14 protein-coding genes are annotated in these 17,972 nt (G+C 40.8%); all 14 read left to right on the top strand.

The genetic code is table 11. From position 1 onward, the window contains the following. Positions 1-107: 107 nt before the first annotated feature. The 14 genes from O3599_RS04030 (at position 108) to O3599_RS03965 (ending at position 17,939) form a co-directional block, all read left to right on the top strand. A complete protein-coding gene (locus tag O3599_RS04030) occupies positions 108-518 on the top strand; it encodes a GNAT family N-acetyltransferase (RefSeq protein WP_247949347.1) in 411 nt (136 codons plus the stop codon). A 340-nt stretch (positions 519-858) separates the two neighbouring features. Then, the gene (locus O3599_RS04025; protein ID WP_173875948.1) at positions 859-1,068 is read left to right on the top strand and encodes a helix-turn-helix transcriptional regulator; all 210 of its coding nucleotides are present in this window, start codon (positions 859-861) and stop codon (positions 1,066-1,068) included. Next, positions 1,058-1,546, top strand: a complete 489-nt coding sequence (locus tag O3599_RS04020) for a DUF6773 family protein (protein WP_247949346.1) — start codon at positions 1,058-1,060, stop codon at positions 1,544-1,546. Before O3599_RS04025 ends, O3599_RS04020 begins: the two co-directional genes overlap by 11 nt. Positions 1,547-1,661: 115 nt before the next feature. Beyond that, positions 1,662-3,122, top strand: coding sequence for a nicotinate phosphoribosyltransferase (locus O3599_RS04015; RefSeq protein ID WP_371512065.1), 1,461 nt, complete (start codon positions 1,662-1,664; stop codon positions 3,120-3,122). Further along, entirely contained in the window at positions 3,119-3,943 is an 825-nt protein-coding gene (nadE, locus tag O3599_RS04010) for an ammonia-dependent NAD(+) synthetase (RefSeq protein ID WP_261018064.1), read from the top strand. The genes O3599_RS04015 and nadE overlap by 4 nt, the downstream gene beginning before the upstream one ends. 394 nt (positions 3,944-4,337) lie before the next feature. Further along, positions 4,338-4,889, top strand: a complete 552-nt coding sequence (locus tag O3599_RS04005) for a GNAT family N-acetyltransferase (RefSeq protein WP_261018063.1) — start codon at positions 4,338-4,340, stop codon at positions 4,887-4,889. A 140-nt stretch (positions 4,890-5,029) separates the two neighbouring features. Continuing rightward, positions 5,030-5,935: an Rpn family recombination-promoting nuclease/putative transposase gene (locus tag O3599_RS04000; RefSeq protein ID WP_247939065.1), complete on the top strand. Its 906-nt coding sequence runs from the start codon at positions 5,030-5,032 to the stop codon at positions 5,933-5,935. A 511-nt stretch (positions 5,936-6,446) separates the two neighbouring features. Next, positions 6,447-7,157 carry a cytochrome c biogenesis CcdA family protein gene (gene ccdA2, locus O3599_RS03995; protein ID WP_247939066.1) on the top strand — a complete coding sequence of 237 codons (711 nt, stop codon included), beginning with the start codon at positions 6,447-6,449 and terminating at the stop codon, positions 7,155-7,157. A gap of 13 nt (positions 7,158-7,170) precedes the next feature. Next, on the top strand, positions 7,171-7,734 hold the full coding sequence (locus O3599_RS03990) for a redoxin family protein (protein WP_261018062.1): 564 nt from the start codon (positions 7,171-7,173) through the stop codon (positions 7,732-7,734). A gap of 9 nt (positions 7,735-7,743) precedes the next feature. After that, positions 7,744-8,856 (top strand): peptide-methionine (R)-S-oxide reductase MsrB, encoded by a 1,113-nt coding sequence (gene msrB / locus O3599_RS03985; RefSeq protein WP_247939068.1) that lies wholly within the window; start codon positions 7,744-7,746, stop codon positions 8,854-8,856. A gap of 70 nt (positions 8,857-8,926) precedes the next feature. Continuing rightward, positions 8,927-9,664: a response regulator transcription factor gene (locus O3599_RS03980; protein ID WP_247939069.1), complete on the top strand. Its 738-nt coding sequence runs from the start codon at positions 8,927-8,929 to the stop codon at positions 9,662-9,664. After that, positions 9,661-11,352, top strand: coding sequence for a sensor histidine kinase (locus O3599_RS03975; RefSeq protein WP_371512060.1), 1,692 nt, complete (start codon positions 9,661-9,663; stop codon positions 11,350-11,352). Before O3599_RS03980 ends, O3599_RS03975 begins: the two co-directional genes overlap by 4 nt. Before the next feature lie 114 nt (positions 11,353-11,466). Beyond that, a complete protein-coding gene (locus O3599_RS03970) occupies positions 11,467-12,030 on the top strand; it encodes a TIGR01440 family protein (protein WP_000659520.1) in 564 nt (187 codons plus the stop codon). A 2-nt stretch (positions 12,031-12,032) separates the two neighbouring features. Further along, on the top strand, positions 12,033-17,939 hold the full coding sequence (locus O3599_RS03965) for a ZmpA/ZmpB/ZmpC family metallo-endopeptidase (RefSeq protein WP_371512057.1): 5,907 nt from the start codon (positions 12,033-12,035) through the stop codon (positions 17,937-17,939). Positions 17,940-17,972: the final 33 nt, after the last annotated feature.

Below are 17,972 nucleotides of genomic sequence, written 5' to 3'. Positions count from 1 at the left end.
TGTTCATTTGATGTTTATGCAAGCTGAGATGCTCAATTTTCCTTTGGTTTGACAGTCTATTGAAATAAGACTATAATCAAGCTGTATCAGTTTTCGAGGAGGTTTAGATGTACTTTAGATTGGAAAATAAGGAATCCCAGAAGGTACAAGAAATAGGGAATTTGATTCGTGCTTATAATCGTTCAAAAAGAGAAGTAGCTGAAAGTGAGCCACTTAATCTTTATGTCGAAGATGAAAAGGGCAATCTCCTGGCAGGTTTGATAGCAGAGACTTTTGGAAATTGGCTAGAAATCGAGTATTTATTTGTAAAAGAGGAACTGAGAGGGCAAGGAATCGGTTCAAGACTATTGCAGCAAGCAGAAACTGAAGCTAAGAATCGAAAGTGTCGTTTTGCTTTTGTCAATACCTACCAGTTCCAGGCACCAGACTTTTATCAGAAGCATGGCTACAAGGAAGTTTTTACCTTGCAAGACTATCCCTACACCGGACAAAGATTTTATTACCAAAAGGATTTGTAAGGTGAATATGAAAGCATAAGGCAAAGAGGGGAGTTTGACATAAGTCTCGATAAAATACCCCTTAAATACTACAAATTGTGTCTTTCTAGACGATATTGAGGATAATGCAATCGTAGCTGAGAAGTTGGGAATCAAGGTCTATCAGGTTAAGAAAAGAAGTGATGTCGTCGAAATTTTGAAATCCTATATTTAAACGTAACAATCTCTATTTTTTATGGTAGAGAGTTTTTTTGTTAAGAAAATATTACAAAATGACATTTATATATTGCATTAAGTTAGATATATGATATAATGTTGTTAAAAAGAGGCGCAACTTTTTAAAACTATAAGGAGGACGCAGGTGGCTAAAAATTTAAAATTAAAATTAGCTCGTGTGGAGCTTGATTTAACACAAGGTCAACTGGCAGAGGCTGTTGGGGTGACGCGCCAGACTATTGGTTTGATAGAGGCGGGGAAATACAATCCCAGTCTCTCACTCTGCCAGTCCATTTGCAGATGTTTAGGGAAAACCCTAGACCAATTATTTTGGGAGGAAGAAGATGGTAACTAAATTCATTCATTATCAATTACTTGACGAAAGAGAAGAACAACTAATCAATAAAGCTGGGGCAGAGTCTTTTTCACTCTTTATTGGGCTTGTACTTCTAAGCTATTTGGTGGCAGTGTTGGCTCCATCTCTTTTTAATCCGAATTTTCTAGTGTATACTCTGATATTAGGAATTTTCTTTTTTTTCAATCGTGCCCGTTATCTGGGAGTGACCTACTATAGTCGTTTTCATTTTACGATTTTGGGTTGTTTTTTCCTAACCTTGGCTATTACGACTCTTTTGATGTTACAGAATTATCAATTCAACATAGAAATTTATCAGCACAATCCTTTGAACGTTAAATACCTATCTGCTTGGGCAATTACTTATGTCATTTACCTTCCCTGGGTCTTTATTGGCAATCTTGGTCTTAAGAGCTATGGCGAATGGGCTCAGAAAAAGTTTGAACAAGATATGGATGAACTAGAGAGTGGTGAATAGCTTGTTACTCTTTTCTCAATCCAGCTAAAATGTGATATAATAGTACTAATTTATTGGAATACATGAAAGTTTTTGAAAATTTTCATGGGTTTCTAGCTAAGGAAGTAGGAAAAGTATGTATCCAGATGATAGTTTGACATTGCACACGGACTTGTACCAGATTAACATGATGCAGGTTTACTTTGACCAAGGAATTCACAATAAAAAGGCGGTCTTTGAGGTTTATTTCCGCCAACAGCCTTTTAAGAATGGCTATGCGGTTTTTGCAGGTTTGGAAAGAATTGTGAATTATCTTGAAGACTTGCGTTTTTCAGATAGTGATATTGCCTATTTGGAGTCTCTAGGCTATCATGGGGCATTCTTGGATTACCTTCGCAATTTCCAGTTGGAGTTGACCGTTCGTTCTGCCCAAGAAGGGGATCTGGTTTTTGCCAATGAACCGATTGTGCAGGTGGAAGGCCCTCTAGCCCAATGTCAGTTGGTCGAAACGGCTCTTTTGAACATCGTCAACTACCAGACCTTGGTGGCGACTAAGGCAGCTCGTATTCGTTCAGTCATTGAAGATGAACCTTTAATGGAGTTTGGGACACGTCGGGCTCAAGAGATGGATGCGGCTATCTGGGGAACACGCGCAGCGGTGATTGGTGGCGCCAATGGAACTAGCAACGTGCGTGCTGGTAAACTCTTTGACATTCCTGTCTTGGGGACTCACGCCCATGCCTTGGTGCAGGTTTATGGTAACGACTATGAGGCCTTTAAGGCTTACGCTGCGACCCACAAAAACTGTGTCTTTCTTGTGGATACCTATGACACCCTTCGCATCGGTGTGCCAGCTGCTATTCAGGTAGCGCGTGAGTTGGGGGACCAGATTAACTTTATGGGTGTGCGGATTGACTCTGGGGATATTGCCTACATTTCCAAGAAAGTTCGTCAGCAACTGGACGAGGCTGGATTTACAGAGGCTAAGATTTATGCTTCTAATGATCTAGATGAAAATACCATCCTCAACCTCAAGATGCAAAAGGCCAAGATTGATGTCTGGGGTGTGGGAACTAAGCTGATTACAGCCTATGACCAGCCAGCTCTTGGGGCAGTTTATAAGATTGTGGCAATCGAAGATGAAAATGGGAACATGCGCAATACGATTAAGCTGTCTAATAATGCGGAAAAAGTGTCTACGCCAGGTAAGAAGCAGGTGTGGCGCATTACCAGTCGTGAAAAAGGAAAGTCAGAAGGCGATTATATCACTTATGACGGTGTGGATGTGAGCGACATGACGGAAATCAAGATGTTCCATCCGACTTATACCTACATCAAGAAGACTGTTCGTAATTTTGATGCTGTTCCTCTATTGGTGGATATCTTCAAAGACGGAAAATTGATTTACAACCTACCTAGCTTGACTGAGATTCAGGCTTATGCCCGTAAGGAATTTGACAAGTTGTGGGATGAGTACAAGCGAGTGCTTAATCCACAGCATTATCCAGTGGATTTGGCGCGTGATGTATGGCAAGACAAGATGGACTTGATTGACAAAATGCGCAAGGAAGCTCTTGGTGAAGGAGAAGAAGAATGAGTTTGCAAGAAACGATTATCCAAGAGCTGGGTGTCAAACCGGTGATTGATGCTCAGGTAGAAATCCGTCGTTCCATTGATTTTTTAAAGAGATATCTGAAAAAACATCCCTTCCTAAAAACCTTTGTACTAGGAATTTCTGGAGGACAAGACTCGACTTTGGCAGGTCGATTGGCCCAACTAGCTATGGAAGAACTGCGCGCAGAGACAGGAGATGATAGCTACAAATTTATCGCTGTCCGCCTGCCATATGGAGTGCAAGCTGATGAAGCAGATGCTCAAAAAGCCCTAGCATTCATCCAGCCAGATGTCAGCTTGGTTGTGAATATCAAGGAATCAGCTGATGCCATGACAGCTGCAGTTGAAGCGACAGGTAGTTCTGTCTCAGACTTCAACAAGGGGAATATCAAAGCACGTTGCCGTATGATTGCTCAGTATGCCCTTGCTGGTTCCCATAGCGGAGCGGTCATTGGAACAGACCATGCTGCGGAAAATATCACAGGTTTCTTTACCAAGTTTGGTGACGGGGGTGCGGATATTCTCCCTCTTTACCGCCTCAATAAGCGTCAAGGAAAACAACTCTTGAAGGAACTTGGTGCAGACCCAGCCCTTTATGAAAAAATCCCAACAGCAGACCTAGAAGAAGACAAACCAGGCCTAGCTGACGAAGTAGCCCTCGGAGTCACTTATGAAGAGATTGACGACTACCTAGAAGGCAAAAAAATCAGCCCAGAAGCCCAAGCAAGAATCGAAAACTGGTGGCATAAAGGCCAACACAAACGCCACCTACCCATCACCGTATTTGATGACTTTTGGGAGTGAAAAGGTCCGGGGGACCTTTTTACCCCGAGTCTAAAAATAGGAAAACGAGGCACCTCCAGTGGAGGTTCTTACCCCGAGCATGGAAACAGGTAAGCGAAGAAGGTCCGATAACTCGAAGAGTTCGATTTCGTCGTCTCACCCCCGCAACGATGACTAGGTTTGAAAAAGCTTGCTAGAGCGTATTTCAAACCAGACAGCGACTGCGTCAAGGAACTAGATGAAAAACTTGTTTTTTAGTTGTTACTGAGTTTAGTCTTTTTACCCCGAGCATGGAAACAAGTAAGCGAGGAAGGTCCGGGGGACCTTTTTAGCTTCTTACCTTGAAATTCAGAAGAAAAGTAAATTTAAATTGAGGTTGGGCATAGAATCATCTATCAGAAAGCGAGGTAACATCATGAAAGCAATCGGTACGCAAATATTACAGACAGATCGTTTAATCTTGCGAAGATTTGTGGAAAGTGATGCAGAAACCATGTTTCAGAATTGGGCTTCATCCGCTGAGAATCTGACCTATGTCACTTGGGATCCCCATTCTGATGTTAAGGTGACTCGAAATTCGATTTGTAATTGGGTTTCTTCTTATATCAATCTCAACTATTATAAATGGGCCATTTGTCTCAAAGAAAAGCCGGAGCAAGTAATCGGAGATATCAGCATTGTTGAAATACACGAGGAAGATTCAAGTTGTGAAATTGGATATGTGTTAGGCAAGGCTTACTGGGGACGTGGGATTATGACAGAGGCCTTAAAAACTGTCTTGGACTTTTGTTTTACTCAAGCAGGCTTTCAAAAGATCAGAGCACGATATGCCAGTCTCAATCCAGCTTCAGGTCGCGTCATGGAGAAGGCTGGAATGTTCTATCTAAAAACCATTGTCGATGGTGTAGAGAGAAAAGGATATCTGGCGGACTTAATTTATTATCAGATAAGCGGAGAAGACAGATAATCTTAAAATTTATTACTTATCCGCTGTTCTTATTTTTTATTTACTATTTCTTTATCCTCTTTTTTCCGAATAAATAGATAGAGCCAGAGAATCTAGGAAACTTAGATTTAAAACTGTGGTATAATAAAAGGAGGAAAAGGATGATTCTAAGACATCCGGGCATCAGCCCGACCAATGACTTGGTTGCTAAGAAAATCTTTAGCAATCCAGAAATCACTTGTCAATTTATTCGCGATATGCTGGACTTGCCAGCCAAAAATGTGACCATTTTGGAGGGAAACAATATTCACGTCTTGCCTTCCATACCTTACTCGGCGCAGGATTTCTATACCAGTATAGATGTTTTGGCGGAGTTGGACAATGGCACCCAAGTGATCATTGAAATTCAGGTGCATCATCAGAATTTTTTCATCAATCGCCTGTGGGCTTACCTGTGCAGTCAGGTCAATCAAAACCTAGAAAAAATTCGCCAACGAGAAGGTGATACACACCAGAGTTATAAACACATCGCACCTGTTTATGCTATTGCTATCGTAGATAGTAATTACTTCCAAGATGATTTAGCCTTTCACAGTTTTAGTATGCGAGAAGACACGACAGGTGAAACATTAACCATCACCAATAACGGACAAGAAAACCATCTGGTCAAGATGGCGTTCTTAGAACTAAAAAAATACAGAGAAACCAGCAAAGATAGCATTCGCAAACCGTGGTTGGAGTTTTTTGGGAATAAACCCTTTACTCAGGAACCCGAGCGAGCCATCAGCCAGGCAGACCAACTGCTGGACTACAAGAGCTGGTCCGAGGAGGACAGGAAGATGTTTAGTCAACTACGTATGCGAGAAGAACAAGCCTTGTTAGCGCAGGACTATGCCTTGGAACAAGCTAGGGCGGAAGGTTTAGAACGCGGGAAAGTTGAAGGAAGAGTCTTCGCTTTCTTAGATATGGTCCGCCAAGGTCTTCTGACTTCAGAGGTTGCGAGTGAGCAGCTGGGAATGACTGTCGCTGAGTTTGAGGCGCTGTTGTATGACCATCACCAATACTAGTCAAAATAGCATTCTTGGAATTAAAAAATACAGAGAAACTAGCAAAGATAAGCTTCGCCAGCCGTGGTTGGATTTTTTCTAAATCAGTAAGTCAATGACAGATTTTTCCGTGATAGATGGAAGAATCTGTTTTTTAGTTATGCTAGATGTAAGCTCTGAAACAGTAATACTCTTCGAAAATCTCTTCAAACCACGTCAGCTTCACCTTGCCGTATGTATGGTTACTGACTTCGTCAGTTTCATCTACAACCTCAAAACAGTGTTTTGAGCTGACTTCGTCAGTTTTATCTGCAATCTCAAAGCTGTACTTTGAGCAACCTGAGGCTAGCTTCCTAGTTTGCTCTTTGATTTTCACTGGGGATAAGATAGCTTACCTTTTGTTTTCATGCTTCTTTTTATTTTTTTGAAGTATAACCTGATTAAATTCCTATTTTTCCCTATCATTGTCCCTGTTTTTTATGGAGTTTTGGGGCTATAATAGTCCTATCAAATCAAAGAATGGAGGAAGACAATGGATAATATAATCTTTTTTATCAGTGTTTTTCTTGCTGGAATTCTTTCCTTCTTTTCTCCGTGTATCTTACCCTTGTTACCGGTTTATGCAGGGGTCTTGTTGGATGATAAAGATGGTGCCCAGGCTTCTAGTGGCAAATTTTCAATCTCACTTGTTAGTTTATTGCGAACTCTAGCTTTTATAATAGGGATTTCCTTTGTTTTTATCTTACTAGGCTATGGAGCTGGTTTTTTAGGAGATTTGCTGTACGCCCCTTGGTTTCAGTATGTGACGGGTGCGGTCATCATTCTCTTGGGCTTGCACCAGATGGAAGTCTTACATTTTCAGGGACTCTACAAGGAAAGAAGGCTACAATTAAAGAGACAGGTGCAAAAGGGTAAGGGCTATAGTCAGGCATTTTTACTGGGATTGACCTTTAGTTTTGCCTGGACGCCTTGTGTGGGTCCGGTTCTTGGCTCTGTTTTGACTTTAGCGGCTTCAGGTGGTTCAGGTGCCTGGCAGGGAGCTGGTCTCATGTTGATTTACACGCTGGGTTTGGCTCTACCATTTTTGGCTCTAGCTCTTGCCTCCAGCTATGTTTTGAAACATTTCCGAAAACTCCATCCTTATCTAGGAACCCTCAAAAAAGTGGGTGGTTTCCTCATTATCGTGATGGGAATTTTGGTGCTTTTGGGAAATGCTTCTATTTTGACTACATTATTTGAATAGAGAGGAAGAAGAAATGAAAAAATGGCAAACATGTCTCCTTGGAGTCGGCTCAATCTGTTGCTTGGCAGCCTGTTCTGCTAAAAATATGTCAGACGAATCTACTATGAAGGAGCAAACAAAAACAGAACAAGTTAGTTCGCAAACTGCGACTAAAGGTCAGGCAGTTGCTGATTTTGAACTGACAGGAGTAGATGGCAAGTCCTACCGCTTGTCTGATTATAAGGGTAAGAAAGTCTATCTCAAATTCTGGGCTTCTTGGTGTTCCATCTGTCTAGCCAGTCTTCCAGATACGGATGAAATTGCTAAAGATGCTGGTGATGACTATGTAGTTTTGACGGTAGTGTCACCAGGACATAAGGGGGAACAAGCAGAAGCAGACTTTAAGAACTGGTACAAGGGCTTGGATTATAAAAATTTCCCAGTTCTAATTGACTCATCAGGAAAACTGTTGGAAAGTTATGGTGTTCGTTCTTATCCAACTCAAGCCTTTATAGACAAGGAAGGTAAGCTAGTCAAAACGCAACCTGGTTTTATGGATAAGGATATGATTTTAAAAACATTGAAAGAAATGGGGTAGAGAAAGGTCATGAATGATAAAGTAAAATTGTTTGTTTTGGCAGGAATCTTTTTCCTAGCCATAACCGGTTTCTATTTTCTATTGATGCGAAATACAGGGCAGACAGATAGCTCGCAAATTGAGAAAGCATCAGTTAGCCAAGGAGGAAAAACAGTGAAAAAAACAGAAGTGAGTAAAGATGCAGACTTGCACGAAATTTATCTAGCTGGGGGATGTTTCTGGGGAGTGGAGGAATATTTCTCACGCGTTCCCGGGGTGACAGATGCCGTTTCAGGCTATGCAAATGGTAGAGGGGAGACAACCAAGTATGAATTGATTAACCAAACAGGTCATGCGGAGACTGTCCATGTTACTTATGATGCCAATCAAATTTCCCTCAAGGAAATCCTGCTTCATTACTTCCGCATTATCAATCCAACTAGCAAAAATAAACAAGGAAATGATGTGGGAACCCAGTACCGTACTGGTGTTTATTACACAGATGACAAGGATTTAGAGGTGATTAACCAAGTCTTTGATGAGGTGGCTAAGAAATACGATCAACCTCTAGCAGTTGAAAAGGAGAGTCTGCAGAATTTTGTAGTTGCTGAGGATTACCACCAAGACTATCTCAAGAAAAATCCAAATGGCTACTGCCATATCAATGTCAATCAGGCAGCCTATCCCGTCATTGATGCCAGCAAATATCCAAAACCAAGTGATGAGGAGTTGAAAAAGACCCTGTCACCTGAGGATTATGCAGTTACTCAGAAAAATCAAACAGAACGGGCTTTTTCAAACCGCTACTGGGATAAATTTGAATCTGGTATCTATGTGGATGTAGCAACTGGCGAACCCCTCTTTTCATCAAAGGATAAGTTCGAGTCTGGTTGTGGTTGGCCTAGTTTCACCCAACCCATTAGTCCAGATGTTGCCACTTACAAGGAAGATAAGTCCTACAATATGACACGCATGGAAGTGAGAAGCCGAGTGGGAGATTCTCATCTGGGCCATGTCTTTACGGACGGTCCTCAGGACAAGGGTGGCTTGCGCTACTGTATCAATAGTCTCTCTATTCGATTTATTCCCAAAGACCAAATGGAAGAAAAAGGCTACGCTTATTTGCTAGATTATGTTGATTAAGAGGGCTTTCCTAAGCAGTTAGAGGAGAATTTTGCTATACTGATAATAGTAAGTGACAAAGGAGAGAAGCATGACCTATACAATCTTAATCGTAGAAGATGAATATCTGGTAAGACAAGGCTTGACTAAGCTGGTCAATGTAGCAGCCTACGATATGGAAATCATCGGTCAGGCTGAAAATGGAAGGCAGGCTTGGGACTTGATTCAAAAGCAGGTTCCGGACATCATTTTAACTGATATCAATATGCCTCAGCTGAATGGCATCCAGTTGGCCAGTCTGGTACGAGAAACCTATCCTCAGGTGCATCTGGTATTTTTGACTGGCTACGATGATTTTGATTATGCCTTGTCTGCTGTCAAACTAGGTGTCGATGACTACCTGCTTAAGCCCTTTTCTCGTCAGGATATTGAGGAGATGTTGGGGAAAATCAAGCAAAAGTTGGATAAGGAAGAGAAAGAGGAGCAGTTACAATATCTATTGACTGATAAGTTTGAGGGAAATATGGCTCAGAAAATCCAGTCTCATCTAGCTGATAGTCAATTCAGTTTAAAGTCTTTAGCAAGTGACTTGGGCTTTAGCCCGACTTATCTGAGTTCTTTGATTAAGAAAGAGTTGGGTCTACCTTTTCAGGATTATCTGGTGAGAGAACGTGTCAAACAAGCCAAGCTCTTGCTTTTAACTACGGATCTGAAGATTTACGAGATAGCAGAAAAGGTTGGCTTTGAAGATATGAATTACTTTACCCAACGTTTTAAACAGATTGCGGGTGTGACACCTCGTCAGTTTAAGAAGGGGGAAGGTCGATGAAGCGTTCTTCTCTCCTAGTCAGAATGGTTATTTCTATCTTTCTGGTCTTTCTCATTCTCCTAGCTCTGGTTGGGACTTTCTACTATCAATCTAGTTCTTCAGCTATTGAGGCTACTATTGAGGGCAATAGCCAAACGACTATCAGTCAGACTAGCCACTTTATCCAGTCTTATATCAAAAAATTAGAAACCACCTCGACCAGCTTGACCCAGCAGACGGATGTCCTAGCCTATGCTGAGAATCCCAGTCAAGACAAGGTCAAGGAAATCCGAGATCTGTTTTTGACTATCTTAAAGGCAGACCAAGACTTGAAAACGGTAGTTCTGGTCACCAAATCAGGTCAGGTCATTTCTACAGACGATAGTGTGCAGATGAAAACCTCCTCTGATATGATGGCTGAGGATTGGTACCAAAAGGCTATTCATCAGGGAGCCATGCCAGTTTTGACCCCAGCTCGTAAATCAGATAGTCAGTGGGTTATTTCTATCACTCAAGAACTTGTTGATGCAAAGGGAGCCAATCTGGGTGTACTTCGTTTGGATATTTCTTATGAAACTCTGGAAGCCTATCTAAATCAACTTCAGTTGGGTCAGCAGGGCTTTGCCTTTATTATCAATGAAAACCATGAATTTGTTTACCATCCTCAACACACAGTTTATAGTTCGTCTAGCGAAATGGAGGCCATGAAACCCTATATTAAGACAGGGCAGGGTTACACTCCAGACCACCAATCCTATGTCAGTCAAGAAAAGATTGCTGGAACTGATTGGACGGTGCTTGGCGTGTCTTCGTTGGAGAAGTTAGACCAGGTTCGGAGTCAACTCATGTGGACCTTGCTTGGAGCCAGTTTCACATCTCTTCTTGCTTGTCTCTGCTTGGTGTGGTTTAGTCTTAAACGCTGGATTGCCCCTTTGAAGGATTTGAGAGAAACTATGCTGGAAATTGCTTCTGGTAATCAGAATCTTCGTGCCAAAGAAGCGGGTGCTTATGAATTGAGAGAGGTGACTCGCCAGTTCAATGCCATGTTGGATCAGGTTGATCAGCTGATGGTAGATATTCGCAGGCAGGAAGAAACGACCCGTCAGTACCAACTTCAAGCTCTATCAAGCCAGATTAACCCCCATTTCCTCTATAACACCTTGGACACCATCATCTGGATGGCTGAATTTCAAGATAGTCAGAGAGTGGTGCAAGTGACCAAGTCCTTGGCGACTTATTTCCGCTTGGCGCTCAATCAGGGTAAAGATTTGATTTGCCTGTCTGATGAAATTAATCATGTCCGCCAGTATCTATTTATCCAGAAACAACGCTATGGCGATAAGCTGGAATACGAAATTAATGAAAATCCTGCCTTTGATAATCTAGTCTTGCCCAAGCTAGTGCTACAACCTCTTGTAGAGAATGCTCTTTACCATGGCATTAAGGAAAAGGAAGGCCAGGGACATATTAGAGTTTCTGTTCAGAAACAGGATTCGGGATTGGTCATCCGCATTGAGGATGATGGGATTGGTTTCCAAGACGCTAGCGATAGTAGTCAAAGTCAACTCAAACGTGGGGGAGTTGGTCTTCAAAACGTTGACCAGCGGCTCAAACTTCATTTTGGAGAAGATTACCAAATGAAGATTGATTCTGTCCCCTCAAAAGGGACGACAGTTGAAATATACATAAATAGAATAGAAACTAGTTAACTCCCAGTCAATTCTGGGAGTTTTATGCGTAATTGGGCAAGCTTTCTAGGTTGTCTATCTTGCTAAAACGTAGAAAAAACGATATGATAGATAATGACAAAAGAGGTATCAAGTATGAAGGAAAAAGACATTCAAAGAGAAACAAGCCAGATTGTAAAAGATGTATTAGAAAAGGCCAATTTGAAGCAGGGATCTATCTTTGTTTTGGGCCTTTCTTCTAGTGAAGTGATAGGTGGTCAGATTGGCAAGGAATCCAGCCAAGAAATTGGGGAAATCATTGTGAAGACCATCCTAGATATCCTAGAAGAAAATGGAATTCATCTAGCCGTTCAAGGTTGTGAACATGTCAATCGGGCCCTCGTCGTTGAACGTCAGGTGGCAGAGCAGTTTGGTCTGGAAATGGTCAGTGTCCTTCCTACCCTTCATGCAGGAGGTTCAGGTCAGTTGGCAGCCTTCAAGTTTATGCAAGATCCAGTTGAGGTTGAATTTATCAAGGCTCATGCTGGATTGGATATCGGAGACACTGCAATTGGCATGCATGTCAAGCATGTTCAGGTTCCGATTCGCCCTCTTTTGAGAGAAATTGGGCATGCCCATGTAACGGCTCTTGCTAGCCGTCCAAAATTAATTGGAGGTGCGCGTGCGCATTATCCACAAGATTCTATCAGAAAGTCGTGAGAATGAAAAAAACAAAACAACAACTAGAAAAAATCACCAAATATTCGATTCGTAAGCTAACTGTTGGGGTAGGTCCTGTAGCCATCGGGGCCTTCCTTTTTGGTGCCAGTACCCTTTCAGTAGATAAGGTGCAAGCCAATGAAGTCGGCGGCGCTCATAGCGTTCATTACCGTTATTTGGCGGAGCAGGAATTGACCGAGTCTGAAAAAGCCCTGATTCATCATGAGGTTCCAACAGAATTTCAAGATGAAGATATTCTCTATGTAGTTTATCGCAAGAAGGCAACTAACAGTCAACAACTTCCTTACACAGGAAGTAAGGAACTAGCTTTGGCAGGTCTTGGCTTGGCAACTGCTTCTCTAGCAGTCTTTTTGGTGTCCAAAAAAGGTCGCAAAGAGGTTCTAGGTGTTCTCTTGATTGGTTCTTTAGGAGCCAGTACCTTTGTACCTTATGGGACATTCGCATTTGAAAATAAAGAATTGCTTTCTTATAACCAAACTATTTCAGCCTCTACACATGAAGGCTTGGCTGAAGGGATTATCCATATTGATGGCTATGAATACATTGGCTACTTCAAGGAAGCAGAACTCCATCCATCAAGACCAGCTTCAGCTGAACAGACTCAGTTGCCAGTAGAGAAGCAAAGTTCAAAAGAAATCGAGAAAACTGAAGTCGTTCAAGAAAGACCTGCTGTTGCTCCAGAAACTATCGTTGAGAATCCTGTAGTAGAGAATCCAGTTGCTCCTGCTATTGAAGAAAAACCAGTTTCTGAGAAGCCTCAGACAAGACAGGAAGAGAGCTTGGTGGAGATTCCGTTTGAAACAGTCACAAATCCAGATGCGAATCTAGCAGAAGGACAGACTCGTATCGTCGCAGCTGGAGTAAATGGTCAGCGTCGCCTTGTAAGCAAAGTTTCGATGGTCAACGGTCAAGAAGTTAGAGAAGTCATCGAAGACCAAGTAGTCCAAAATCCTGTGTCGCAAGTCATTGCAGTCGGAACTAAGAAAGAGGTGCAACCTGCTCCAACTCCAGTACCACAAGCTGAACCAAGTCACCAAGTAGCTAAAGGTTCACAAGAAGAAGGTAAGACAGGACAATCCTTAACGCAACCAGAATTGCCAGAGGCTTCAGTAGAAGCAAAAGGAACCCAAGAAGAAGGTAAAGAAGGTCAATCCTTAACACAACCAGAATTGCCAGAGGCTCCAGTAGAAGCAAAAGGAACTCAAGAAGAAGGTAAGGCAGGACAAGCTCTAACACAGCCAGAATTGCCAGAGACTCCAGTTGAAGTAAAAGGTACACAAGAGGAAGGCAAAGCAGGTCAAGCTCTTGTACAAGAACCGTTACCTGAGTACAAAGTAACTGAGGGAACCCTTGTTGAAACATCGACTACAGACCTAGACTACAAAACTGAAACGACTGAGGATCCAACTAAGTATACGGACGAAGAAACTGTCGTAAGAAATGGAGAAAAAGGTAGTCAAGTTACTAAAACAACTTATAAAACAGTAGAAGGTGTTAAAACTGACCAAGTTCTTTCAACTAGCACAGAAGTTGCCAAGGAGCCTGTAAACCAACAGGTAAGTCGTGGGATAAAACCAATTGAAGGAACTCTTGTAGAAGAAAGTCTTGAAAAGATTCCATTTAAGGAAGTTGTTAAAGAAGATGACCAACTGAAAAAAGGCTTAGAAGTTGTAGCTCAAGAAGGAAAAGAAGGCCAGAAAAAAATCACCAAGACCTTTAATACCATTAAGGGAGTTAAAACAGAGGACGCTCCAAAAGTTACAGAGGAAATCCTTGAGGCACCTCAAGACAAAATTTTGAAACGTGGTACCAAGAGCTTTGAAAAACCAGTATTGACCATCACAGCAGTTGAGCCTAAGGATTTGAAACGGACTTCAGATGTTAAGTATAGTCTAGAAAATCCAAGTAAGGCAGCCATTAAATCTATTACCTTAACTCTGAAAAAAGGTGATGAGATTGTCAAAACCTTGAATGTTTCACCAGATGACTTGACAACTACCCTGACAGATTTACAGTACTACAAGGATTATAAACTTGAAACGAAGATGGTTTATGACCGTGGTGAGGGTGATGAGGAAGAGGTTCTGAAGGAAGAACCGCTAAGAATTGACCTCAAAAAAGTTGAAATCAAAAACATCAAAGAAACAAGCTTGATGAGTGTGGACGCTGATGGTAATGAAACAGATACTAGTTTATTGACAGCAAAACCAGCTGATGTTGCTCCACTTTATTTACGAGTGACCACTCATGACAATAAAATAACAAGACTGGCTGTTGACAAGATTGAAGAAGTAGAAAAAGACGGAAAAACTTTATACAAAGTTACTGCCAAAGCACCTGATTTGATTCAACGGAATGCTGACAACACGCTGAACGAAGAGTATGTTCATTACTTTGAAAAACAAAAAACACACGAAGGTGATGTATATTATAGCTTTGACGACCTTGTAAAAGCTATTCAAAAAGACCCGACTGGTACATTTAAGCTTGGTAGCAATATCAATGCTGCTAACGTTAAACCAGCAGGAAAATCTTATGTTACTAATGCTTTCAAAGGAACATTGACAAGCACTGACGGTAATAAATTTACCATTAGCAATATGAACAGACCTTTATTCGGTGATATTGTCGGTGGTACTGTTAAAGATTTACTACTTGAAAATGTAAATATCGACATGCCAGGGACTGATAGGATTGCACCGCTAGCGAATGTTATCAAAAATAATGCGACTGTAGAGAACATTAAAGTAACAGGTAACGTTGTTGGTAATAATGATGTATCTGGTGTTATCAATAAAATTGATGGTAGTGGAAAATTAAGTAACGTTGCATTTATCGGTAAAGTACACGCTGCTGGAAATCGAGGTGGTTACTTAACAGGTATCGTCGGTGAAAACTGGAAAGGTATTGTAGAAAAAGCTTATGTTGATGCTGAAATCACAGGTAACAAAGCTAAAGCTGCCGGAATTGTATATTCATCTCAAAACGGTGGCAACAACAATACTTTAGGTAAAGAAGGTACTCTTCGAAACTCTGTAGCAAAAGGCTCTATTGAACTCAAAGAAGCCGTTATGTCTGGTGGACTGCTAGGGACTAACTGGGCACTAGGGGCTATAGAAGATAACATCACTATGATGAAAGTTAAGACTGGTGAAATGGTCTTTGGTCATTCTGATATTGATGCTGATGATTACTTTACATACTCTAGAACGAAGCGCAACTACAGTGTTGAGGGTGTAAGTGAAGGTAAAACAACTTATACTAATTCTAAAAAAATTCCTAGCATAACTAAAGAAAAAGCTGATGAATTAATTGCTAAAATGGGAATCACTGCTGATAAATTCGAAAGCACACTTCCTATTGAAGATAAACTGAACAATATTGTAAGTAAAGCTGATCAATACAAAAACATCGATGACTACAATGCTTCTCGTGAGCTTGCATACCGTAATATTGAAAAACTTCAACCGTTCTACAACAAAGAATGGATTGTTAACCAAGGGAACAAGCTTGCAGAAGGTTCAAACTTGTTAACGAAAGAAGTATTGTCTGTAACTGCAATGAAAGGCAATGACTTTGTCACAGACCTTACAGATGCTGACCATATTTTGGTTCACTACGCAGATAAGACCAAAGATATCTTTACAATTTCACCGAAAGAATCTAAAGTTAAACAAGTGAAAGAATACAGTGTCGCTGAGCTTGGTGAAGTCGTTTATACACCAAATATGGTGGTTAAAGATCGTACAGATTTAATCAGTGCTATCGAAAGCAAGTTAAGTCCAGTTGAATTGCAATCTGACCCGATTTACCAACACTTGGGTAGAACTGGTGGCAACAAAGTCAATGCAATTAAAGATTTGTACTTAGAAGAAAGCTTCAAGTATGTTAAAGATAATCTTAATAAATTCGTTACGAAGTTAGTTGAAAATGAAGATCACCAGCTTAACACTGATGAAGCTGCAAAACGTGCCTTGATTAAGAAAATCGATGACAATAAGGCCGCAGTTCTTCTTGGTTTGTCTTACCTCAACCGTTACTACGGAGTTAAATTCGATGACTTTAATATTAAAGAATTAATGCTATTCAAACCTGACTTCTATGGTAAGAATGTAAATGTGTTAGACTTCTTGATTAAGGTTGGTTCTAAAGAAAGTAACATTAAAGGTGATAGAACTTTAGAAGCTTATCGCGAAACGATCGGTGGAGTTATTGGTATAGGTGAGTTAAACAGTTTCTTAGACTATAATATGCGTCTATTCACAAGTGACACAGACTTAAACGATTGGTTCATAAAAGCTACTAAAGATAATGTATATATCGTTGAACCTAAAACAACAACTCCTGAATTTGCTGATAAGAAACACAGAGCATACGAAGGATTAAACAACGATGTTCACGGTAAGATGATTTTACCACTTCTTAACTTAAAAGATGCGCATATGTTCTTAATCTCAACATATAACACTATGGCATACAGTTCATTTGAGAAATACGGTAAGAATACTGAAGCCGAACGTGAAGCATTCAAAGCTGAAATCAATAAAGTTGCTAAAGGTCAACAAAATTACCTAGATTTCTGGTCTCGTCTATCATTGGATAAAGTTCGCAACCAGCTGCTTAAGAGCAATAACATGGTGCCAACACCAGTACTTGATAACCAAAACTATAAAGGAATCAGCACAGATAAATATGGATATACGAATAGTGGTAAGGATGTAGCGCCTATCCGTGAATTGTACGGACCAACAGGTCGTTACCACGCAACTGACTGGCGTATGGGAGCTGTAGCTCGTATCTACGGTAATCCATATAAAGATGATTCAGTCTTCTTTATGGTTACTGATATGATTAGTGACTTTGGTATCTCAGCCTTCACTCACGAAACGACTCACGTAAATGACCGTATGGTTTATTTAGGTGGTTCAAGACACCGTGAAGGTACTGACCTAGAAGCGTTCGCACAAGGTATGTTGCAATCGCCTGCTGAAACAAGTCCAAACGGTGACTTTAAAGCACTAGGACTGAACATGGCATACGAACGTCCAAACGATGGAAACCAATGGTATAACACAAATCCAAATGACCTTACTTCTCGCGCTGAAATCGATCATTACATGAAAGGTTTCAATGATACGCTTATGCTTCTTGATTACCTTGAAGGAGAAGCTGTAATTGATAAAGGCAGTAAAGAACTAAATAACGCTTGGTTCAAGAAAGTAGATAAGAAACTTCGTGGAGCTAATACGAAGAACCAATACGACAACGTTAGAGATTTAAATGCAGAAGAAAAAGAATATAATTTAACATCTGTTAACGACTTAGTAGAGAAAAACTTCATGACTAAGCACGGTCCTGGCAATGGTCAGTATGACCCAACTGGATTTGGCTCTGCCTATGTAACTGTACCAATTACCGCTGGTATCTACGGAGGTAACACAAGTGAAGGAGCTCCAGGAGCAATGTCATTCAAACATAACACCTTCCGTATGTGGGGTTACTTTGGATATGAAAAAGGCTTCCTAAATTATGCTTCTAACATGCTGAAAAATGAGTCTAAACAAGCAGGTCATGCTACTCTAGGAGATGACTTCATCATTAAGAAAGTTTCTGATGGTAAATTTAATACTCTAGAAGATTGGAAGAAAGAATACTTCAAAGAAGTTGTTGATAAAGCGAAAGCAGGATTTAACCCTGTTACAATCGACGGTACTACATACAGTAGTTACGATGACTTGAAGAATGCATTTGTTGCTGCCGTTGATAAAGATAAAGCAACTCTTAATAATGGTTCAGTTAAATTTGATAATACCGTATCACTTAAAGAGAAAATCTTCAAGAAACTTCTTCAACAAACAAACAGCTTTAAAACTTCAATCTTTAAATAATCGAAATCTCTCATCTGCTTTGCGGATGAGGGT

The organism is Streptococcus sp. 27098_8_103, assembly GCF_041432345.1.
Taxonomy (GTDB): Bacteria; Bacillota; Bacilli; order Lactobacillales; family Streptococcaceae; genus Streptococcus; species Streptococcus mitis_BV.
Note: the sequence above shows the minus strand (reverse complement) of the source record. Positions and strands in the feature narration are given on the sequence as shown.